General features: G+C 31.2%; 18 protein-coding genes and 1 tRNA gene. 8 read left to right on the forward strand and 11 right to left on the reverse strand.

Annotated elements, in window-relative coordinates; all coding sequences use genetic code 11:
* The first annotated feature begins 6 nt into the window (after window positions 1-6).
* Complete coding sequence (locus ACFSSB_RS05400; RefSeq protein WP_379901785.1) at window positions 7-567, forward strand: YqgE/AlgH family protein; 561 nt, start codon at window positions 7-9, stop codon at window positions 565-567.
* Here the strand turns inward: ACFSSB_RS05400 and ACFSSB_RS05405 are convergent.
* Both ACFSSB_RS05405 and ACFSSB_RS05410 read right to left on the reverse strand, forming a co-directional pair.
* On the reverse strand, window positions 560-1405 hold the full coding sequence (locus ACFSSB_RS05405) for an aminotransferase class IV (protein WP_379901788.1): 846 nt from the start codon (window positions 1403-1405) through the stop codon (window positions 560-562). The two genes, ACFSSB_RS05400 and ACFSSB_RS05405, sit on opposite strands and share 8 nt — an antisense overlap.
* A gap of 57 nt (window positions 1406-1462) precedes the next feature.
* Entirely contained in the window at window positions 1463-1849 is a 387-nt protein-coding gene (locus ACFSSB_RS05410; RefSeq protein WP_379901790.1) for an START-like domain-containing protein, read from the reverse strand.
* Between the two features lie 128 nt (window positions 1850-1977).
* On the opposite strand from ACFSSB_RS05410, the gene ACFSSB_RS05415 reads away from it, so the two are divergent.
* The 3 genes from ACFSSB_RS05415 (at window position 1978) to ACFSSB_RS05425 (ending at window position 11153) form a co-directional block, all read left to right on the forward strand.
* Window positions 1978-2051 (forward strand) — tRNA-Met (locus ACFSSB_RS05415).
* 313 nt (window positions 2052-2364) lie between these two features.
* Window positions 2365-4911: a M14 family zinc carboxypeptidase gene (locus ACFSSB_RS05420; protein WP_379901793.1), complete on the forward strand. Its 2547-nt coding sequence runs from the start codon at window positions 2365-2367 to the stop codon at window positions 4909-4911.
* A gap of 182 nt (window positions 4912-5093) precedes the next feature.
* Window positions 5094-11153, forward strand: a complete 6060-nt coding sequence (locus ACFSSB_RS05425; protein WP_379901795.1) for a LamG-like jellyroll fold domain-containing protein — start codon at window positions 5094-5096, stop codon at window positions 11151-11153.
* A gap of 71 nt (window positions 11154-11224) precedes the next feature.
* Here ACFSSB_RS05425 and hisS read toward each other — a convergent pair whose 3' ends face one another.
* Window positions 11225-12595: a histidine--tRNA ligase gene (gene hisS, locus ACFSSB_RS05430; RefSeq protein ID WP_379901797.1), complete on the reverse strand. Its 1371-nt coding sequence runs from the start codon at window positions 12593-12595 to the stop codon at window positions 11225-11227.
* A gap of 230 nt (window positions 12596-12825) precedes the next feature.
* Here hisS and ACFSSB_RS05435 point away from each other — a divergent pair, with 230 nt between their 5' ends.
* Entirely contained in the window at window positions 12826-14067 is a 1242-nt protein-coding gene (locus ACFSSB_RS05435; protein ID WP_379901799.1) for an ABC transporter permease, read from the forward strand.
* 238 nt (window positions 14068-14305) lie between these two features.
* On the opposite strand, the gene ACFSSB_RS05440 is transcribed toward ACFSSB_RS05435, so the two are convergent.
* The 5 genes from ACFSSB_RS05440 to rpsF form a co-directional block, all read right to left on the reverse strand.
* Window positions 14306-14773 (reverse strand): DUF6495 family protein, encoded by a 468-nt coding sequence (locus ACFSSB_RS05440; protein ID WP_379901801.1) that lies wholly within the window; start codon window positions 14771-14773, stop codon window positions 14306-14308.
* Window positions 14774-14902: 129 nt separating this feature from the next.
* Entirely contained in the window at window positions 14903-15805 is a 903-nt protein-coding gene (locus ACFSSB_RS05445; protein WP_379901803.1) for a glycerophosphodiester phosphodiesterase family protein, read from the reverse strand.
* 106 nt (window positions 15806-15911) lie between these two features.
* Window positions 15912-16355, reverse strand: coding sequence for a 50S ribosomal protein L9 (rplI, locus tag ACFSSB_RS05450; protein WP_379901805.1), 444 nt, complete (start codon window positions 16353-16355; stop codon window positions 15912-15914).
* Between the two features lie 13 nt (window positions 16356-16368).
* Complete coding sequence (rpsR, locus tag ACFSSB_RS05455; RefSeq protein ID WP_215966442.1) at window positions 16369-16668, reverse strand: 30S ribosomal protein S18; 300 nt, start codon at window positions 16666-16668, stop codon at window positions 16369-16371.
* Window positions 16669-16670: 2 nt separating this feature from the next.
* On the reverse strand, window positions 16671-17009 hold the full coding sequence (rpsF, locus tag ACFSSB_RS05460; RefSeq protein ID WP_215966443.1) for a 30S ribosomal protein S6: 339 nt from the start codon (window positions 17007-17009) through the stop codon (window positions 16671-16673).
* A 221-nt stretch (window positions 17010-17230) separates the two neighbouring features.
* Here rpsF and ACFSSB_RS05465 point away from each other — a divergent pair, with 221 nt between their 5' ends.
* On the forward strand, window positions 17231-17926 hold the full coding sequence (locus ACFSSB_RS05465) for a LytR/AlgR family response regulator transcription factor (RefSeq protein WP_215966444.1): 696 nt from the start codon (window positions 17231-17233) through the stop codon (window positions 17924-17926).
* A 61-nt stretch (window positions 17927-17987) separates the two neighbouring features.
* On the opposite strand, the gene priA is transcribed toward ACFSSB_RS05465, so the two are convergent.
* From priA to nadC, 3 genes are all read right to left on the reverse strand, one after another.
* The gene (priA, locus tag ACFSSB_RS05470) at window positions 17988-20441 is read right to left on the reverse strand and encodes a replication restart helicase PriA (protein ID WP_379902145.1); all 2454 of its coding nucleotides are present in this window, start codon (window positions 20439-20441) and stop codon (window positions 17988-17990) included.
* 71 nt (window positions 20442-20512) lie between these two features.
* A complete protein-coding gene (locus ACFSSB_RS05475) occupies window positions 20513-21469 on the reverse strand; it encodes a YihY/virulence factor BrkB family protein (RefSeq protein WP_379901809.1) in 957 nt (318 codons plus the stop codon).
* Window positions 21470-21535: 66 nt separating this feature from the next.
* Window positions 21536-22396 (reverse strand): carboxylating nicotinate-nucleotide diphosphorylase, encoded by an 861-nt coding sequence (gene nadC, locus ACFSSB_RS05480; RefSeq protein ID WP_379901811.1) that lies wholly within the window; start codon window positions 22394-22396, stop codon window positions 21536-21538.
* Window positions 22397-22508: 112 nt separating this feature from the next.
* Here nadC and ACFSSB_RS05485 point away from each other — a divergent pair, with 112 nt between their 5' ends.
* Window positions 22509-23345, forward strand: a complete 837-nt coding sequence (locus tag ACFSSB_RS05485) for a hypothetical protein (protein WP_379901813.1) — start codon at window positions 22509-22511, stop codon at window positions 23343-23345.
* Entirely contained in the window at window positions 23345-23818 is a 474-nt protein-coding gene (rlmH, locus tag ACFSSB_RS05490) for a 23S rRNA (pseudouridine(1915)-N(3))-methyltransferase RlmH (RefSeq protein WP_379901815.1), read from the forward strand. The genes ACFSSB_RS05485 and rlmH overlap by 1 nt, the downstream gene beginning before the upstream one ends.
* The last annotated feature ends 11 nt before the right edge of the window (window positions 23819-23829 follow it).

Raw genomic sequence — 23829 nt, forward strand, 5'->3', positions numbered from 1 at the left:
ATCTTTATGATCTCAATCAAACCAAAAAAAGGAAATTTGCTCATTGCAGAACCTTCCATTATAGGAGATATGGCCTTCAATAGGTCAATAGTTTTACTAGCAGACCACAACAACGAAGGTTCTATTGGTTTTATATTAAATAAACCACTAGAGTACTCTATTCGTGATCTTATTCCAGAAATTGATGCTAATTTTAAAGTATACAATGGAGGACCTGTAGAACAAGACAATCTGTATTTTATACATAAAGTACCAGAACTAATACCTAACAGTATAGAAATATCTTTAGGTATATATTGGGGAGGAGACTTTAATAAAGTGGCAGAACTTATTGCAGACAATAAATTAAACGAAAAACATATTAGGTTCTTTTTAGGATATTCTGGTTGGCAAGAACACCAATTAGAAGATGAACTAAAATCTAATTCATGGGTTGTTACCGAAAATGTCTACAAAAAAGAAATTATTGAAAAAGATTGTCAAGCCTTCTGGAAAGAAAAGATGGTAGAGTTTGGTGGTGAGTATAGCATTTGGTCTAATGCACCAGAAAACCCTAGTCTTAACTAGACAATCTAATTTTTACATTTAGTTTCTTTAATACATTTTCTGCTACAGATGTATTAAATTCTTTTTTTCTGTATTTAGTTATAGATTGTATTCCTGTTATAACATTTGTTATAAACAGCTCATCTGCTTTTTGTAATTCAAAAGGTGAAATAGAAACCTCTTCTAAGGTATATTCAGGTATTAAATCTATTATTTCCATTATTTGTTTACGCATAACACCTTTTAAACAACCATCTGTTAAAGGAGGTGTTTTAATTGTATTTCCTTTTACAAGAAATAAATTCCCGTTTAAAGCTTCTACTACATTTTTATTGGTATTTAATAACAAACAGTTATTTAAATTATTTTCGCTTGCATAAACGCTTCCTACTACGTGTAACGCTTTGTTATTCGATTTTAATGTAGATAATAAACTTGGTGCTACATAATAATCTTTAAACAAATCTACTTCATAACGTGAAGAATCAATAAGATAAAAATCGGCATCTAATGCTACAGCGTTTATTACGTAGTCTACTTCTTTATTTGTAGGTAAATACAATCCACCTGCTGCTCTATTCACTAACAACTTAACTCTTGCAGATGCATTAGATAAATTATTAGCTTCTAAAGTTTTTAAAATCTGTTCTTCTAGAAACTCCATGGTAAACTCCATAGGTATTTCTATACGCATAATACGCATTGAAGCCATCAACCTAAAGTAATGGTCTTCAAAAAACAACAATTTACCATGTGAGCATTTAATTGTTTCAAATAAAGCATCACCATAGTTAAAACCTCTATTATTAAACGAAATCACATTGGTTTCGTCTGTAATATTTCCATTAAAATTTATCATAAAAAAATCCCGAAAAATAAATTCGGGACAAATATAAGTTTAATAATTGTATTCTTTTTAAGCAGAACCTAATACTTGCTTTAAATCTGAAATTTGATTTTCCCAAAGCATTTTAGATTCTTCTATTTCATCTTCTTCCGCAAAATCTGTAATCATGATAGAAACATCTTTAGTAATTTCATCTACTTGAATTCTAATTTCAAAATAAGTAGCACTATCTTCATCATCTAACCATTTAAATTTTATGCGCTCTCCACTCTTTTTACTTAAAAGCTTGGCTTGTTCTTCTGCTCCATCCCAAATAAATTTAAATAACTCGCCACGCGAATTTACATTTTCTGCGTACCATTCTGATAATCCTGAAGGTGTAGAAATATATTGATATAACAATTGAGGTGATGCTTGTATAGGGAACTCTAGTTCGTATTTAATTTTGTCTTCCATATAAATAATAATATTTTGTTCAATATATACATTTAATTATTAAGTTCTAAAATTTATTTTATAATATTTTTTTTTCAGTTTATTTGTGAGGTTCAAAATAGTTTATATATTTGCACTCTCAAAATTATGGCGAGGTAGCTCAGTTGGTTAGAGCGTTGGATTCATAACCCAGAGGTCACGAGTTCAAATCTCGTTCTCGCTACAAGAAAAAAGCTCTTATTAAATTAAGAGCTTTTTTTATGCCTAAATATCTGATACTAAACTTCCATCAGAATTTTACACCTTTTTATAACAACTTTTTTTTATTTAACAAGTATTTCACTTTGCTAATACACTTGCGCAAATGTTGCTATACCTACTAAAAACAGGATTATTCATAGTTGTTTTTTTACACTAAAACAAGAGTTAAAAGTGTTTTTCATCGATTTTTCTTGCGTTTCATAGATTATTTGTGAGAATTTTATATATATTAGCATCATATTAATTCAGTAATCAATTTATTAAAACCAAATCTAATGAAAAAAATTACCCTTCTGTTAGTATTAATACTAGCAACTTTTACTTCTGTTAACGCTCAAAATACCGAAAAGCAAAAAGCAGATCATTATATTTCAAAACAAGGAGAATTAACTTTTTCTTTTCAAGTAAATAACACTAGAGAAATAGAGTTATACTCTAAAGATTTTTCTATCATTAATTATAACCCAGAAACAAATACACTAATTGCTTGGGCTAATGAAGAACAATTTAGAGCATTTGAAGCTAAAAACATTCCTTTTACGGTTCCAACAAAAGAAAATGAAGTAGATGAAAGTGTTATTTATGATGTTAGACCTTTAGCAAGTAGATCTGCAAATCGTTCCACTTTAAGTTTTCCTGTAAATTCATATCCTACATATGCAGAATATGCTGCTCAAATGCAAGATTTTGAAGATGCTTACCCAACACTAGTTGAAAAATTTAGTATTGGTACTACAGGAAATGGAGATAAAGAATTATTATTTGTAAAAATTTCAGATAATGTTTCTACAGATGAGCAAGAACCAAAACTAATGCTAACCTCATCTATGCATGGTGATGAAATTGCTGGTTACCCAATGATGCTTTCATTAATAGATTATATACTTACTGTATATTCTAATCCTAGTCATGCAGACTACGCTAGAGTAAAAAACCTAGTTGAAAATGCAGAAATATGGATAAACCCTAGCGCTAATCCAGATGGAACCTATAATGGTAGCGCATCTAATACTTCTGTAGTAAATGCGAGAAGAGGAAATGGAAATAATATTGATTTAAATAGAAACTATCCAGATAATGTTGCTGGTGCACATGATGACGGTTATGCATATCAAACCGAAACATTAGCTTTTATGGCAATGGCAGAGGCAAATCATTTTGTAATTGCGGCAAACTTTCATGGTGGTACAGAATTAGTAAACTACCCTTTTGATAATGCATACGTAAGTCAATATACACATCCTGACAATGATTGGTTTGAAGATATTTCTGTAGAATATGCTACAAATGCACAGACTGATGCCAATTCAGGAAGTACTGCTGCAGCGCCATATAGTTACAAAACTAGTTATATGACAGATGATGATGATAGCAATGTTAACCCAAGTCCTGGAGTTACGCATGGAGCAGAATGGTACAGAGTATATGGAGGAAGACAAGATTATATGAACTACTACCACCAATGTAGAGAAGTAACAATTGAATTATCAGACACTAAAATTTTAGCAGAAAGCAAATTAGATGATTATTGGTATTATAATAGAGATGCTTTATTAGATTTCTTAACGCAAGGTACTTATGGTTTTAGAGGCGCTGTTAAAGATGCTAACACCAACAGTCCTATAGATGCTACAATTACTATAGTTGGTCATGATAATTATGGTTCTCATACGGTTACAGATATTTCTCATGGTGACTTTTATAGACCTATTGGAGCTGGAACTTACGACATTTTAATTGAAGCTAGTTGCTACCAATCGGTTACATTAACAAACCAAACCATAGCAAACGCACAAACAGTTACATTAGCAGATGTTTTATTAGTACCAAGTAATACAGTACCTACAGGTATTACCACTGAAGTTGGATCTACCTCTGCTACAATAAGCTGGAATGATGATGCAGATAGTTATAACTTACAATATAAAGAAACAAGCGGTTCTACTTGGACTACAATTACAGATATAACAGCAAGTTCTTATGAAATCACAGGCTTAACAGTTGGTGTGGAATACGAAGTACAAGTAGCTTCTATTTGTGGTACTAATTCGCCTTCTGCATACTCTACTTCTATCACTTTTACAACACAAATATCCTATTGTGATGCAAGAACTAATGATGATTCTGATGAATATATTCAACAAGTACAAATAGGTTCTTGGTCTAAAACTTCTGGAGACGGAGCAAATGGTGTAGGTTATTCAGATTTTACACAAGAAACTCCTACAGACTTAGAAGTAGAAACGCAATATACTATAACTATAACTCCGGAATGGACAGGAACGACATACAGTGAAGGTTATGCTGTTTGGATAGACTACAATAGAGATGGTAGTTTCACAACAGACGAACGTATTTTTCAAAATACAACAACGAATGCCACTAGTGTTTCTGGACAATTTACAGTACCAGAAGGTTTAACTGCTGGAACAGCAAGAATGCGAGTAATCATGGCTTACAATCAAGTTCCAAATAATCCTTGTGATGATTCTATTAGTTATGGAGAAGTAGAAGATTATACGGTAAATATTGTATTAGGTACCTTAAGTTCTAATACTAATGTTTTAGAAGAATTAGCTATTTACCCAAACCCTTTTAATAACAATATTATTATTAAATTACCTAATAGCTATACTAACAACGCTATAACTGTAAACATGTATGATATTAGAGGCCGATTAGTTCTTAACTTAGAAAATACGCAAGCCACTAATAACATAATCAATCTTTCTAATTTAGATAAATTATCTAATGGTACTTACTTCATAAAAATCAAAGACAACCAATCTAATACAGCGGTAGTTAGGAAGATTTTAAAATAAAAATTTTATAAAATGTGTGTAGTAAAAGTCATAATACTTTATTGTGACTTTTACCACAACAATACGCTTAACTCTAGATAGTTACATTTTCGAAGTGCACTTTGTCGATTATATTTGCATTTTGCAGAGTTAAATATTAAATTTACCTATTAATATTAGTCCCAAACTAAATTAACCTTCTTATGAAAACTTATACTAACCAAATTATAGGGTATACTATATTTATTAGTTTCTTGCTTTTATCCAACTTCACCTATTCGCAAGATTTCAATGTACAACACATACAAGATGACATAGCAAGAACTGGAGGCTCTAACACTTCATTTACTCCAGTATCTTCCATTAATAACGCAATAGCTCTTGCAAACAACAATAGAAAAACAAGTGCAGGTAGAAATGGATCTTCTACAAATCTTAGTGGAGACGACCTAGCAGGAGCTAGAGTTTTAACAGGAACTAATACTTTAACTTATTACAGAGAGTCTGGTTCTGTAAATGCAAACATGCGTTTTAATACTTCAATTTGGGAGTATATTGGCCCTAGCGCTGGAGATAATGAAATGATAGTAAGAGGACGTTACGCTATAAACCTTAATGGAACTTCTAATAACACTACACAAGCAATTACTGGTATAACCAATGCTAAAAAATGTATTCCTTTTATTACAGGAATTATGAATAATACAAATAGTGAAGATGCAGATTCTGGTACTGCTATTGCTTATTTAGAAAACAACAATACTTTAAGAGTTTTAAAAGGTTCTAATGCTAATAACGTAACAGTTTATATTACTCTTGTAGAATTCACAGGAAGTAATTGGACAGTACTTCATGGAGATTCTGGAAGTGTTTCTGCAGATACAGGAACAATAAATTTAAAAAATAATTCTGACGGAACAGGAACTAATACCAATGTAAGTGCATGGAGTAATGCTATCATTTTTAGTCAACACATAGGAGATACAAATGCTAGCGGAACTAATGATGCCATAGCAGATAACTGGCCAAAAATGGATCCTGGAAACAATAATAGAACTGTAGATTGGACCTTTAATGGACATCATGATTCTGCAGGAACTAACAGACAATTTGTTCACATACTAACTAATAGCAATTTAAATGTAACTAGATATCAAAATTCTTCTAACACAGCAGGAGAATCAACTATAAACATAACATCTGCTGGTTTAACAGATATAAACCAAGCTCTTATTGTTGGTTCTTCTACCTCAAGTGGAACTGGTACAGCTTATGCTAGAGGTTGGCGTAATTATTATTTAAATTCTACAACAGAAGCAGCACACTGGTCACACAGAAGCGGAAACACGATGGCACATGAAATACAAATTGTAGATTTATCAGGTTTAACATCAAGCACTACTTCAAGTTATTGTACTTCTAATGGTAATAATACAAGTTATGAATATATAGGAAACGTTCAACTAAATACCATAAATAATTATTCTGGAATAGGTACAACTAGTACAGGATATTCTGACTTTACAGCAATATCAACAACATTAAACCAAAATAGCACAGAAACTATTACTATTACTCCAACTTGGACTGGAGGAAGTTTTAGTGAAGGATATTCCGTTTGGATTGACTACAATCAAGATTTAGATTTTAATGATTTTGGTGAACAGGTTGCAACAATACCACCTACAGGTGTTAGTCCTGTTTCTGCTACTTTTACTATTCCTATTACAGCCTCCCTTGGTAGCACAAGAATGCGTATAAGTATGAAGTATAATAATACTCCTACAGATCCTTGTGAATCTTTTAATTTTGGAGAAGTAGAAGATTATACTATTAATATAGCAAGCGGAATCCCTCAACCAGAAATAAACATAACAGGTAATAGTGTAACTATATATGATGGTGACACAACACCTACTACTACAGATGATACTGAGTTTGGAAGTACAGGTGCAGGAACACCAATTTCGCATACGTTTACAATTGAAAATACTGGAAATTCAGCTTTAACTATAGGTACTCTAACCTTTTCAGGAGCAAACCCATTAGATTTTTCTATTAGCGCTGCTCCTGCTACAACTGTCGCTGCATCAGGTAGCACAACTTTTACGGTTGACTTTAATCCTATAGCTAATGGTACACGTACAGCAATACTATCTATTGCTAATGATGATTCTAATGAAAATCCATATAATTTCACTGTACAAGGTACAGGAGTAGTTCCGTTAACAGAAGGTCCTGGAGGTGTTACCTCAGATTTAAGATTATGGCTTAAAGGTACAGACGGTTTAAGTTATTCTAGCGGTCAAAGCGTGAGCCTTTGGGCAGACCAAGGTCGTGGTGCAGATGCAACTGTAAACACTACTGGACAAGAACCTACCTATTATGATAACACAACAAGAAATATAAATTTTAATCCTGTTGTAGAATTTGATAATACATTTGCTACGTATTCATTAGATTCCGATTATTCCTATAACGATACTTCTACTCAATTTCTAGAAGGAGATTCAGGGCTATATACACAAGATATTTTTCTAGTAGTTATTCCAGATGATACTCCTATTAATAAGTCTTTTGGATTTATGGATGTATTTTGTGGTGATGCCGATTTTTCTACAAACGCAACAGATGCAACAGGAATTGGCTTTGGAAACTTTACAGGACGTGTTAGTGGAGAATCTATTTGCTTTGCAATAGACAGCTATTCTACTAGTATTCCTAATGATGGTTATGCTGTTAATGATGGACCAAACACATCCTACGATAATGTTGGTATAATTAACGCCAGAAACAATACAGCCATAACACAACAAGAATTATATTATAATGCAAACAATATTGAATATAATCAAAATGATATTCCTTCCTTTGTTAATGTAGAAAATTCTAGATATTGGATTGGAAGAAGTGAAGGTTGGGAAGCTACTGCTAATGCAAGAATAGCTGAAATTATCACCTTCTCTTCTAGAAAAGTAGATACCGATTTAACACAAGAAAGAAACAGAATACAATCTTATTTAGGTATTAAATACGGAATCACTTTAGGTGTTAATGGTACTTCACAAGACTATGTAGATAGTGATGGTACATTAATTTGGGATCAATCTGAAAATGCTGGATTTAATTATGATATTGCTGGTATTGGTCGTGATGACGCATCAGACTTAAATCAAAAACAATCAAGAAGTGTTAATAACGATACTGATGGTTTTGGTAGAACACAAGGAATCATAACCATGGGCTTAACAGACATATATGACACCAATAACTTAAACCAGTCTAATAATGCCACAGAGCTAAACGACAAAGAGTTTTTAGTTTGGGGAAATAATGGTGCCGATTTAAATTTAGCAGCTTCAACTGTTGATGTAAATATGAGTATAGGTATTGGTACACTAAGCACCAATGTTTCTTTTACAAGAATGCAACGTATCTGGAAAGTAGTAGAAAACGCAGGAGATATTCCTTCAGTAAAAATTTCTATACCTCTTGATGCAGTAAGAAACATATCTCCTCCTGGTAATTATTATATGTTTATTTCAGACACTCCTGTTTTTGACCCAACTGCTAGCTATAGATTAATGACAGAAAATGGTACAAATTTAGAAACCGACTATGATTTTGATGGAACAAAATATATCACTTTTGGCTATGCTCCACAAGTTATAGTAGAACGTTCGGTTTATTTTAATGGAACTGTAGACTTTATTGATATAGAAAACAAACTAAACCTTAATGCATCAGAATTTACAATCTCTGCATGGATTAACAGAGAGTCTGGTTCTAACAATACTTCTATTCTATCTAAAAGAGATTTTCTTTACAGCGAAGGATATGATTTTAAAATTAATGCTTTAGGAAGATTTGAAGCGACTTGGAAAAATGGAATTTTTCTACAATCTTTAAGTTCTTCCGTTGAAATTCCTGAAGATGAATGGCATCAAGTTGCTATTATTTATAAATCAGGAGTAGCAACTCTATATATTGATGGTATTGAAGATACTTCAACTACACTAAGTAGTCCTACTTCCACAAATCAATACGCATATATTGGTGCAGCAGCTAAAAACACACCAACAGCTTACTTTAAAGGAAATATAGATGAGGTTAGAATTTGGGATACTGCCTTAACGCAAACCCAATTGCAATATATCATGAATCAAGAAATTGAAGAAAATGGTAGTTTTGTAGATGGTAAAGTTATGCCTACTACTGTTACTAAAAACGATATTATAACAATTCCTTGGTCACAACTTGCTGCTTACTATCCTATGTCCATTTATACTTACACTAATACCGAAGATGCTTCAGGTAATGGTAACCAAGGATATTTAAGAAATCTAAATACGGTAGATCATCAAACAGCTCCTCTTCCTTATAGATCCAACTCCAATGGAGATTGGAATACAAATGCTACTTGGTTAAACGGGAATTTACAAACCATACCAGGAACCATTTCTATTGTAGATAATACAAAAACTGTAGATTGGAATATTGTAATTACTAATCACAATGTTACAATGGATAATACTAGCTTACCTAGCGGAAATAACGAAAACAGAAAAGTACTAGGTTTATTTGTTAATGCTAATACACTTACTGTAGATGGTAATAATACAATACAAACTGGAAACGGACTTACCGTTTCTCATTACTTAAATCTTGATGGTAAGATTGATTTACAAGGAGAATCGCAATTAATTCAAACAGAAGATTCTGATTTAGCTGTAACAAGCGCTGGAACCTTAGAAAAAGACCAACAAGGTACACAAGACTATTTTACTTATAATTATTGGTCTTCTCCTGTAGGTGTTAGTAATACCTCTTCTAATAACAATAGTTATACTTTAAATAACAATATATTTAAAGATGGAACAGATCCTCTTGCTCCAGTAAACATTAATTTTGTGTCTGGATACAATGGTAATAATGGTTCTCCTATTAATATTGCAAATTATTGGATTTGGAAATTTAGCAACAGAACTAGTGATAACTATGCTTCTTGGCAACATATTCGCAATACAGGAACACTGTTTCCTGGTGAAGGTTTTACTATGAAAGGTGTTGCTAATACAAATGAAAACGTAAGCTTAACACAAAACTATGTTATTGAAGGAAAACCTAATAATGGAGATATTACACTGTCTATAAATGCAGGTAACGATTACCTTATTGGTAACCCTTATCCTTCTGCTATTAATGCAGATACGTTTATTCTTGACAATGCTCCTAATATTGAAGGTACAGGAAACACTACTGGAACGCTTTATTTCTGGGAACATTGGGGAGGAAGTTCGCATAACTTATCAGATTATCAAGGTGGTTACGCTACTTATAATCTTTCTGGAGGTACTCCTTCTGCTTCATTAGGAACTAATGATCCTGATGTAGGTACTGGTGGAACACCTACCAAAATTCCTGGAAAATATATTCCTGTAGCTCAAGGTTTCTTTGTTACTGGTGAAGCTAACGGAACGATTAAATTTAACAATAGCCAACGTGTTTTTGAAAAAGAAGGTACAAACTCTGTGTTTGTTCGTGATAGCGCTAACTCCTCTCCTACTGCAAATGCAGATATTGGAGATGATAGAACAAAAATAAGACTTGGTTTTAACTCTGTTAACGCAATACACAGACAGTTATTAGTTACTGCAGATGAAAGAGCTACGGCTGGTTATGAATGGGGATTTGATGCTAAAAACTTAGACGATCAAATGGATGACATGTATTGGGTAATTAGTGATGAACAATGCTTAATTCAAGGAATTAATGAAATAAATCAAACTACCATTTTACCTATTGGTATTGAAGTTAGTAATGCAGGATTAAACACTATTACTATTGATGCATTAATTAACTTTCCTGAAGAACTACAAGTATATGTTCATGATATAGATGCAGATACCTACCACAATTTAAGAACAAGTGATTATCAAGTAAATTTAGCGACTGGTATATATCTTGATCGTTTTGAAATTACTTTCACCAATCAAACCTTAAGTACAGATGAATTTGAAACCAATAATTTAAACACTTATTTCTCTAATGATACAGATAGTATTGTAATTAATAACCCAAATAATATTCAAGTTGATGAAGCAAAACTTAGCAATGTACTTGGGCAAACAATATATACGTTTCAAACAATAGAGTCTCAAAACTATATAGAACTTAAAACGAAAAATTTAAGTACTGGTACGTATATTATTACGTTAAAAACCGAAATTGGAGAAGTATCTAAAAAAGTTTTAGTTAATTAATTTATCCCAAAAAAACCACTAAACATTAACTGAGCTTTACTAAAGCCTTGAATAGAAATATTCAGGGCTTTTTATTTTAAATGTTTTATTAAATCTTCAAGATTAAGTTTTAATTGCTCACCAGACTGCATGTTTTTTAGAGTAAAACTGTTGGCTTCCATCTCCTGCTCTCCTACTAAAACTACAAATGGTATATTACGCTTATTAGCATGATTCATTTGTTTTTTCATTTTTGCAGCATCAGGATACAATTCTGCATTAACACCTTCTTTACGCAATGTTTTAATTGCTTTTAAACAAAACAAAGCTTCGGTGTTACCAAAATTAATAAAGAGTACATCAATAGATTTTGTTACAGTATCTGGAAATAACCCGAGTTCTTCAAGAACCAAATAAATTCGGTCTAAACCAAAACTTACACCAACACCACTAACGTTTTTCATTCCAAAGATACCAGTAAGGTCGTCATAACGTCCTCCTCCACCTATAGAGCCCATTTTTACGTTTTCTGGAGCAGAAACTTCAAAAATAGCTCCTGTATAATAATTTAAACCACGAGCTAAAGTAACATCTAACTGTAATTTTGCAGTTTCTAATTGTAAGGCAGTAATTCCGTTATTAATAAATTCTAATTCTTCAATTCCTTTTTTTCCTTCTTCAGAAGTATCTAAAATTCCTTTTAAGCTTTCTATCTGACTTTCAAAATCACCAGTAAGACTAAATAAAGGCTGTAATTTATCAATACCACTTTGCGGAATACCTTTTCCTAGCATTTCTTCTTTTACCTTGTCTTCGCCTATTTTATCAAGCTTATCAAGAGCAACAGTAAAATCAATAAGTTTATCACTAGCACCAATAACTTCAGCAATACCAGAAAGTATTTTTCTATTATTAATTTTAATAGTAACCCCTTCTAATTTTAAGTCTGTAAAAACAGCATCATAAAGCTGTATCAATTCTACTTCTTGAAATAAAGAGCTAGAACCAACTACATCTGCATCACACTGAAAAAACTCTCTAAATCTTCCTTTTTGTGGTCTATCTGCACGCCAAACTGGCTGAATTTGGTAACGTTTAAAAGGAAATTCTATTTCATTTTGATGTTGCACAACATATCTTGCAAAAGGCACTGTAAGATCATAACGAAGTGCTTTTTCAGAGATTTTAGAGGTCATTTTAACCGCATCTTTACTAGCATAAAGCGCATCATCAACCTTTGACAGATAATCTCCAGAATTTAAAATCTTAAAAATAAGTCTATCTCCTTCTTCTCCATATTTACCCATTAAAGTATCATAGTTTTCAAAACTTGGCGTTTCTATTGGTTGAAAGCCAAATTGCTGAAAATGTTTTTTAACTACATTAAAAATATAATTACGCTTTGCTACTTGTTCTGGATTAAAATCTCTTGTTCCTTTAGGAATGCTTGGTTTTTGTGCCATATTCACTTTTATTTTCCGCAGTGCTAAAACTAAACTTTAGCAGGAATCTCTTTTATTATTTATCGCCTTTTACTTTTAAACTTCATAAAAAGACACTTTAATTGCCTTTATTTTTAGGTTTAATTAGTGCAAAAATATCATAAATTTTAAAGTGCATCCTAATTATTTGATATTTATAGTAACTTTATCCTGTTTCCATAGTCTTATTAAAAAACAACAAACCAAAAAACATGTTTGGACTCGTTAGAGAAAATATAAGAATTGCCTTTGATTCTATTAAAAGTCAATTACTACGTACCATTTTAACCGTTTTAATTATTGCCATTGGTATCACAGCTTTGGTTGGTATTTTAAGCGCTGTTTCTGCTTTAGAAAACACGATTTCTAGTGACTTCTCATCCATGGGCTCTAACACCTTTAACATTCAACGTTATGAGTTTACCACACAACGTAGAGGTCGTGGCGAAGTACAAAAAATTAACCCAGTAATTAGTTATAGAAATGTAAAAGAGTTTGAAGAAACCTATGAGTTTCCTGGTACTAAAACTTCGGTTTCTTTCACTGGAACTAGTGGTGCAGAAGTAAAATATGAAAATAAAAAAACAGACCCAGAAGTTACTGTTATTGGTGCTAATGAACATTTTATACAAAATTCTGGTTTAAAAATTGAAGCAGGTAGAGAACTCAATTTTTTTGATGTAAAAAACAATAGTAACTTATGTGTTATTGGTAGCGATTTAAATAAAGCATTATTTAAAGACGTAAACCCAATAGGTAAAACCATAAGCGTAAGAGGCGTAAAATTTACTGTAATTGGCACGCTGGAATCTAAAGGAGCTACTTTTGGTAATAATTTAGATTTACGTGTTATTATTCCTATTCAAAATGCACGCTCTATTTTTACCTTACCTAATATTAATTATCAAATTAGCATTATGGTAGATAAAAAAGAAATGCTAGAAGGCGCACAAGACCAAGCTATTATTACCTTTAGAAACATTCGTGGTTTAAACCCTATAGAAGAAAATAATTTTGGACTAGAGCGTAGTGACGATTTAATCAACAAAATTGGATCTATCACTATTTATTTAGAATATGCGGCTTGGATAATTAGTATTATTACCATTTTAGGCTCTTCTATTGCTCTTATGAATATTCTTTTTGTTTCGGTTACCGAAAGAACAAGAGAAATTGGTGTACGTAAAGCTTTAGGCGCAAAAAAGAAAACCATTGCTTTTCAGTTTTTTATGGAAGCTTTAATCATTGGTCAATTAGGAGGTATTATAGGTATTATCTTTGGTGTATTAATAGGATTACTAGTAGCAACACTAGCCAATTTTAATTTTACAACTCCTTGGTTTGCTATGTTTAGCGCATTTGCAATTGCCTTTTTAGTTGCTGTAGTTTCTGGTTTATTACCTGCTATTAAAGCGGCTAAACTAGACCCAATTGAATCTTTACGTTATGAGTAAACCTAATTAAACCATTTTATACAACCCATAACCTATCTGCATTTTGAAAAAATTAATTGCAATTATTTTCTTATTAATCACCACATGTATCTATTCACAAGAAAATAAAAAACCAATAACGTATTAAAAAAGGTAGTATTGGTAAAATAAAAAAAGGTACCTAAAGCTTACAACTTTAGATACCTTTACTTTTTTATATTGTTACTAATAAATGTATAGCAACCATAGTATGGTATTATTAATTAATCAACTTATCTAAATACTTAAATAAATCGCCTTTTGTAATAACACCACCTTGTTGAATAAGGGTAAACTTATCTTTATTCTTATCTTCAGAATATTCTTTTTTAGCTTGTAAAAACTCTACTTGATCATCCATTAAGTTTTCTCGTAGCCAGTTAAATCCTTCTTTGGTAGTTATATCTATTCCATTTTTAAGTTGTACAGCTATAACATGCATAACGTCTTCTTTTAAATGAAACAAATGCATTTGTTGTGGTGAAATATGCTCTACATATTTTGCTTGATTTAACACACCTTCCCAAACCAAATCGCTAAACACATCTAATTCTTGTTCTGCTACTTCTGGTGTATTGGTTTTAATAGTTTCCCATTCACTAGCAGTTATAGATTGTGTTGCTAAAAAATTAATAAATTCTTGGTGCAATTCTTCAAATTGCTCTTTTGTAAGTCTTGAATATTTCATTAAAAACTATTTTATTTAATATTTTCGTAAAAACGAAAACGGAATTGTAACATGCTTCCCTATTGCTCAGGGATTTTAATTTATATTTTAACAGCTATAAGGCATTAACATCCTTATTGCCTTTTAAATTTATTTGGTAACACCTAAAGCCTTTGCTGCTGCAAAAGGTCTATCTGTAGCAAAAACATCTATTCCTTTTTTATACCATACCTTATAAAGGTTTTCTCCTTTTGCTGCTGCTTGCTTATCTAAGTTTCCTAAAGTACCTAAAATGGTTTTTATACCATAAGACTGTATTTTTTTATAAAAAGCATCTGCTGATAATCGCGTTCCTGTAAAAGCCAACATATTTTCGGTTGGTATATTAGAGTGTAATAACCAATCTAATTCCTTTTCATTTCTTGCAGATACAGATAACAATAATTCTGGCGCAAGCTTATATGCTTTTTCTGCTTGTTTTAAATCATAGGTAATAATAACACAAACATCTTCTGCATTTTCTGCTCTAATGGCATCTAATACAGTTTCAATGGCTACGCTTCGTTTAATATCTACAGTTAAAACCACATTATTAGATTTTGCCCATTGTAAAACGGAAGAAAATAACGGAATTTTAAATTCTGTTGCATTACCAAAATCGTCCTTTAAATGAAAAGCTTGTAACTCTTGGTAAGTAAAATCAATTAATTTTCCAGATCCTGTAGTCGTTCTATCTATAGTATTATCATGTAATAATACCAATTGGTTATCTTTTGTTTTGGCCACATCAATTTCAAAAATAGCAGTTGGTATATTGCTATACACATATGCTAAAGTTTCTATGGCATTTTCAGGATAATTGGTAATACTTTTTCCGCCACGATGTACACTAATAATAGCATCTGCATTGGGTTGAAACTTAAAGCTTTCAATTAAAGCCGATTTTTTAATCGATTCTTGTACTGTTTCATTGCTAGTACTTGCTTCAGAAGCATTTTTCTTACAAGAAATTACTAAAACAAATAGTACTATAAAATATAATGGTTTGCGCATATGTATTCTGTTACTTAAACCTTTTACTAGTAAAAACTAGATTTTTAAAATAAAAAAAACCGTTTAGAATAGCTCCAAACGGTTTTTAATAATGTGATTTAAAATATTAAGCTTGAGCTATTACTTCAAAAGATAATTCAACAGTAACCTCTCTGTGTAAACGAATAGTAGCATCATACTTACCTAAACGTTTTACAGTAGTAACTGTAATGAATTTTTTATCAATTTCTTGACCTTCTTTTGCTAAAGCTTCAGCTAAGTTAATGTTGTTAATAGATCCAAATAATTTGTCTCCAGAACCAACTTTAGCAGGTATTTTAATTTCTAATGCTTTAAGTGCATCTGCAACTTTGTTAGCATCGTCTATAATTTTCTTTTCTTTAAAAGCTCTTTGCTTTATGTTTTCAGCTAATACTTTCTTTGCAGAAGCAGTAGCAATAACAGCGTGACCAGAAGGAATTAAAAAGTTTCTACCATAACCGTTCTTAACCGTTACAACATCGTCTTTAAATCCTAAGTTTTCAACGTCTTGTTTTAATATAAGTTCCATTGTTATGCGTATTTTATTTTAATAAATCTGCCACATATGGCATTAATGCTAAGTGACGTGCTCTTTTTACAGCAACAGACACTTTTCTTTGATATTTTAATGAAGTTCCTGTTAAACGTCTTGGTAAAATTTTACCTTGTTCGTTTACAAAACCTAATAACCAGTCTGCATCTTTATAATCTACATACTTGATTCCAGATTTTTTGAAACGACAGTACTTTTTATTCTTGTTCGTTTCTATATTAAGAGGAGTTAAATATCTAATTTCTCCGTCTTTTTTTCCTTTAGATTGTTGTTCTATAGTGCTTGCCATGATTATGCTTTTTGTTTTAGTTTAGCTCTTCTTCTTTCTGCCCACGAAATCGCGTGCTTATCTAAAGATACTGTTAAGTAACGCATAAAACGCTCATCACGTCTAAACTCTACTTCTAAAGGGTTAATAACTTCACCATCTACTTGGTATTCGAATAAGTGATAAAAACCACTCTTTTTGTTTTGAATTGGGTAAGCTAATTTTTTTAAGCCCCAATCTTCTTTGGCTACCATCTTTGCTCCTCTAGAAACAAGAAAATCTTCGTATTTCTTTACTGTTTCCTTTATCTGTGTCTCAGATAAAACGGGATTTAAGATGAAAACAGTTTCATAATGATTCATAAAAATCTAATTTATTTGTTAAAAATTGGCTGCAAAAGTAAGCCTTTTTATTTAAAGAACCAACAAAACATAAAATAATCTTACAAAATTATACCGCTTTTTTTCTGCTATAAATAAAACGTTAATAATTTGTTAAAACTAACATTTAGTCGGTGTTTTTTGGTTTTTATCCGAATTATTCGTACTATTGTCGATATCTTAACCGAATAAACATAAATGTTATGACTTTAAACTGTGTAGTAGTTGATGATTCAGCAATACAACGTCTGTCAATTGTTAAACTAATTGAAAATCATTCTTCTCTGAATTTAATTGCAGAATATAGTAGCGCTTTAGAAACAAAAAATGGTTTAAATACACATAAAGTAGATTTAATCTTTTTAGATATTGAAATGCCAGTTCTAAACGGATTTGAATTATTAGATGTATTAAATAATAAACCACAAATTATTTTTGTTACTGGTAAAACCGAATACGCTTTTAAAGCATTTAATTATGATGCTACAGACTATTTGCAAAAACCAATTACCAAAGAACGTTTTAACACTGCAGTTGAAAAAGCTTTAGAATATCACAAACTAAAGTTAGATTTTAACGAAGCAGAAGGCGAACACATTTTTGTTAAGAGTAACCTAAAAAAACGTAAAGTTTACATTAAAGATATTAAATGGATTGAAGCTCTTGGTGACTACGTAAAACTAGTAACTGAAGAAACGAGTCTTGTGGTACTATCTACAATGAAAGCTTTTGAACATGAGTTACCAGAAGGTAAGTTTTTAAGAATTCATAAATCATACATAGTTAATCTAGATAAAGTAGATAGATTTAACAGCAAAAATGTAGAAGTTGGCGCTTATGAGATTCCGTTAAGTAGAAACAAAAAAACACAACTAGTTGAAGCTTTAAACAACAACTAGTCATAACATATACCTAATAATGAAGTCCAACTTTTGTTGGACTTTTTTTTTGCTTTAAAACTTAGTAATTATCTACATTTAAAATAACACGTACAGACCTAAAATCTTTTACAGCATTAAAACTAGTATCTATTTTATGAATAGCTTCTTTAGTTTTACCTAAAGATTGTTTTGGTGGTATTTTAATTAAAATGTTTTTATGAAACTGGTTTCTAATTCTAGAAACTGGCGGAAATTCTGGACCTAAAACAAAAGCAGCAAAAACTTGACGCAAAGATTTTGCATACCAATCTGCAGCCATATTTACTCGATTATAATCTTTATGTTTTAAAGTAATTTTTATTTGCCTGTATACTGGTGGATATTTAAAATTAAATCTTTCATCCATTTGCTCTTTATACATGCCTAAATAATCATTGGTAGAAACCTGTTGTAATATTTTATGAAACGGATTATAGGTTTGTATTAATACTTTTCCGCGTTCTTCGGTACGACCTGCTCTACCAGAAACCTGAAGCATTAATTGAAAACTGCGTTCATGTGCTCTAAAATCTGGAAAATTAAGCATATTGTCTGCATTCATAATACCTACTAACCTCACGTTTCTAAAATCTAAACCTTTGGTTAACATTTGTGTTCCCACCAAAATATCTACTTCCTGTTGCTCAAAAGATGTAATTATTTTTTCATAACCATACTTACCTCGCGTTGTATCTAAATCCATTCTGGCTACTTTATGGTTAGGAAACAACTCCTTTACCTCTACTTCTATCTGCTCTGTACCAAAACCCTTACTATCTATATCAGGACTACCACAAGCCATACATTTTAGCAACATAGCAGAATGATATCCACAATAATGGCAACGCAATTGATTTCTGTATTGATGATAAGTTAAACTTACATCACAGTTTGGACATTGTGGCGAATTACCACAAGTATTACACTCTACAATTGGCGAAAAACCTCTTCTGTTTTGAAAGAGTATAATTTGCTGACCAGCTTTTAAGGTTTCTGCCATTTCTTCTAGCATTCTATCGCTAAAATGGCCTTTCATTTTTTTACGTTTATGCTTGTCTTTTATATCTACCAATTCAATTTCTGGCATCAAAACATTATTAAAACGTGTTTTTAATGCCACAAAACCATATTTGTTCTGTCTAGCATTATAGTAACTCTCTAAGCTTGGTGTAGCAGATCCTAACAAGGTTTTTGCCTTAAAAATATTGGCTAAAACCACTGCTGCATCTCTTGCATGATATCTTGGTGCAGGATCAAACTGTTTAAAAGATTGCTCATGTTCTTCATCTACCAATATTAATCCTAAGTTTTTAAATGGTAAAAATATAGAAGACCTAGCACCTAATATTATTTGCGCTTTCGCGGAATTGTTTAGCAAATTAGTATAGACTTCTACTCTTTCATGAATGGAATACTTAGAGTGAAATACAGCTACTTGCTCTCCAAAATAATTCTGAAGCCTAGAAACTAACTGTGTGGTTAATGCTATCTCAGGAAGCAAGTACAAAACCTGTTCTCCTTTTGCCAAAGCTTCTTCAATAAGTTTGACATAAATTTCGGTTTTACCAGAAGAAGTAACACCATGTAATAAAGTTACAGCATGTGTTTTAAAAGAAGTTTTAACTTCTTCAAAAGCTTTTATTTGATGCTCATTTAATTGTTTTGAAGCTTCGTTTTCTTCACCAAAATAATTAACTCTATCGGTTTGAATGTGATATTCTTCTAATATACCTTTATCTACCAGTGTTTTTATAATTGCTGAAGATGCTTGACTCGCTTCGGTTAGCTCTGCAACCTTAATAGGCTTGTTGCTTTTAGCAGACAACATAAACAAGGTCATAATTACTTGTTTCTGTTTTGGTGCTCTATTTAAGGCTTCTAAAACATTTTGTAAGGACGTTTCTGAAGTATAATCACTATGCAGTTTTACATATCTTACATACTTTGGTTTATATTTTTCATAAATCTCTTCTTGCAAATGAATGGCTTCTTTTTCTAAAAGCCTTTTAATTACAGGAAGCACGTTCTTTTTATCTAGAATAGATATTAGGTCTTGAATTTTTAAAGACGATTGATACTGTAGTGCTTCGTACACCAAAAACTCATCATCTTTTAAATCTTCATTTGCAATCTCTTTTTCGTTATTCTTGCTAATTATAGTTTCACTTTCTAACAAAAATGCACTAGGTAAAGCTGCACGCATAACATCACCTAGAGTACACATATAATAATTAGAAATCCATTGCCAAAAAGATAATTGTTCTGGATTAACTATTGGTGTTTCGTCTAAAATTTGATGAATATCTTTAGCTTCATACACCAAAGGTTTGTTGGTATGAATACTATGCACAAGTGCTGTGTACATTTTTGTTTTACCAAAAGGAACAGCCACACGCATGCCTACCTGCAAAAAAGAGGCTTCTGCTTCTGTTATACTATAGGTAAATAGTTTTTCTAGCGGAACTGGTAAAATGACGTCTATATAATACAAGATTAATAAGTATTAAATATTTGATTAGTATGCTTTAAATTACGCAACGCTCTTCTGTTTTAAAGGTGAAAAAATTATTGTTTTAAATGCGTATTATTAAATTTTCGCAACTCGTTTAAAGAAGCGTTTAACTCATAACCTAACAGCAAAATATTTGCATTTAGCCATAAGTAAAACATTAAAATTAATATAGCTCCAATAGAACCATACAGCTCATTGTATTGTGCAAAATTATTGATATAAATACCAAAAAGATACGAGGTTAAAATAAACAATAAAGTGGTTAAAAGCGCTCCTACAGAAAAGAAACTAGACTGTTTTCCTTCTTTTGTACCAAAGTAATATAAAGTTGCAGTAGCCAAATACGTCATCATTAAAAAGAATAAGTATTTAGCAGTTACAATCCAGAATACATTTGAGTCTACCTCTGTTAAACCTTCTTTATTTAAGGTATCAAAAAGGGGTTGTAGCAAATATATCTCTACATAACCAAAAATAATAACGGTTAAAATTACCATAATTGCTAAAATTAAAGCAACACCTAAAGCGTATAAATACTGCTTTACCACATTACGTGATAACTGTACATGGTAGGACGTTTCAAAACCAGAAAACAAGGCATTTACACCATTTGCCATTAAAATAATAGAAAGTAAAAACACCGAAGAAAGTAAACCACCACGACCTGTATTGATGTTTCCGTAAATGTTTTCATCAAAAAACTCTGATGTATTTGGAGGCATAAAAGAATTTAAAAAAGATAAAAACTCAGATCTAAAACCTTCAATAGGTATATAAGGTATTACAATAAGTACAAACAGTAAAAACGGAAATATTGCCATAAAAAAACTAAAGGCAATAGCACTAGCTCTTGTAGCCAAAGCGCCTCTAGCAATACCAATAACATATAGTTCTAACAAATCATAAATAGATAAACCCTCAAAACCTGGAAGTTTTAATTGTTTTAAAAGCCTTACCAATAAATTTATTATTGGTATTTTTTCTAGTTTATCTTCTATTTTTTTGGTCATTAATTAAGACTAGCCTGTTTATAAATTACTAGGTTACTTACTGCAAACTGTGATGCTAACTAAAAACTAATTAACCGCTTTTAAACTTAAATCCATATTATATACCGAATGCGTTAACGCACCAGACGATATAAAGTCTACACCACATTCTGCGTACTTTCTAATTGTTTTTTCGTTAATACCACCAGAGCTTTCGGTTAAGCATTGGTTTCCTATTCGTTTTACAGCTTTTTTAGTGTCTTCAAAATTAAAATTATCAATTAAAATTCTATATACACCTTCGCTTTTCAAAATTTCTTCAATTTCGTTTAAATCTCTAGCTTCCACTATTATTTTTAAATCTCTATTGGTTTCTTTTAAATAGTTTTTTGTTTTTTCAATGGCTTTGGTAAGTCCGCCAGCAAAATCAATATGATTGTCTTTAAGCATAATCATATCATACAATGCAAATCTATGGTTTTCTCCTCCTCCAATTTTTACAGCCCATTTTTCTAATGCACGAATTCCTGGAGTGGTTTTTCTGGTATCTAAAACTTTGGTTCCTGTACCTTCTAATAAATCTACAAAATGTCTTGTTTTAGTAGCTATAGCACTCATACGTTGCATGGCATTAAGCACCAAACGTTCTGCTTTTAAAATAGACTGCGAAGCGCCTTCTACATAAAAAACAATATCACCATATTTTACTTTACTACCATCTTCAATAAGCGTTTCTACTTTCATATTTTTATCTACATAAGCAAAAACTTGCTTTGCAAACGCTACTCCTGCAATAATACCTTCATCTTTTACCAAAAGCTTTGCTTTTCCTTGTGCTGTTGCAGGAATACAAGCAAGTGAGCTATGATCTCCATCACCAACATCTTCTCTAATGGCATTTGCTATTATTAACTCTATTTCTGTATCAAATTGTGCTTTGCTTATCATAAAATAATTCTTTGTGCTAAAATAAGAAATAGATTTACGATATTAGTTTTTTGAAATACGATTTTTTATTTTCTTATTTTTGAAAAAATTGAAGCCAAAACCAAAATTTTAAATGATTTATAAAATTACTCTTTTACTTCTACTAGTTTGCTTTAAAGGCATGGCTCAGGAAAAAGTGTTTTTAGATGAAAACATGCAGGAAATAGATTCGCTTCAGTTTAATACTATCTGTAATAATCACGCATATAAATGCTTAGCATATAGCTCAGATTCTATTCTAGTAAACAAAGTATTACCCAAATATAGCTTCGGAAAAATATCATCTGAAGAATATGAACAAATACGAAGCATTTTAGAGCTAGATTCTAAAACAAAAATAGCTTCAGGTTCTAAAATCATAATCTCATATTCTGACACCTTGTTTAATAGAGAAACTGTGATAAAAAAACAAATGTCATCATTTACAAAAACAAAGAAAAGTAATAAGCAATCCCTTATTTGTAATGGTTTTTCTATTTCTAAAAGTCCAGATAAAACTTTAAACAAAAAGGATTTTATTCATTTTAATGAGAAAAGAGAAAAATACTTAGCAAAGTGTATAGAAAAATTTGAAAAACAAGATTTGGTTACTGTAAATTTAATGTACAATAATAAACAAGATGGATTTTCTTATTTTGAAAATGTACCAAGATTAAAAGACAGAGGCATTTTTAAAAACACCTTTTTTAAAATTTACAAAAACTATAATTTATTAATTTTAAAACCTGATGGCGAATATTTTTTAAGTGGAAGCTTTATTACCAACAAAAATGTGCAGCTACTTCTTAACAAAGAAGACTGGACGCCATATAAAGAAGATTTACAAGAATTTAAAGAAAAAGGATGCTATATAAATAAAAACTTTTTTGAAGATCCTATTTTCGACTTCACTACAAAACACTGCTTTTAATGCATATTAAACTCCTTGCCATTGGCAAAACAGACAACAAGCAACTACAAAGCTTAATAGACGATTATACTAAACGTCTTGGCTTTTATATTAAGTTTCATTTAGAGATTATACCAGATTTAAAAAAGGTAAAAAACCTAAGCGAAGACCAACAAAAACAAAAAGAAGGAGAGCTTATTTTAAGTAAGTTAAACAATACAGATGTATTAATTTTACTGGATGAAAACGGAAAACAATTAGATTCTGTTGGATTTTCTAACTACTTACAAAAACACATGAATTCTGGTATCAAGCAATTGGTTTTTGTAATTGGTGGACCTTACGGATTTAGCCCAGAAGTATACCAAAAAGCACAAGGAAAACTCTCATTATCTAAAATGACATTTTCACACCAAATGGTACGTTTATTTGTAATAGAACAAATTTACAGAGGGTTTACTATTTTAAAAAATGAACCATATCATCATAGGTAAACCCTCTGTAC

Source organism: Lacinutrix gracilariae (genome assembly GCF_042684485.1).
Classification (GTDB): domain Bacteria; phylum Bacteroidota; class Bacteroidia; order Flavobacteriales; family Flavobacteriaceae; genus Oceanihabitans; species Oceanihabitans gracilariae.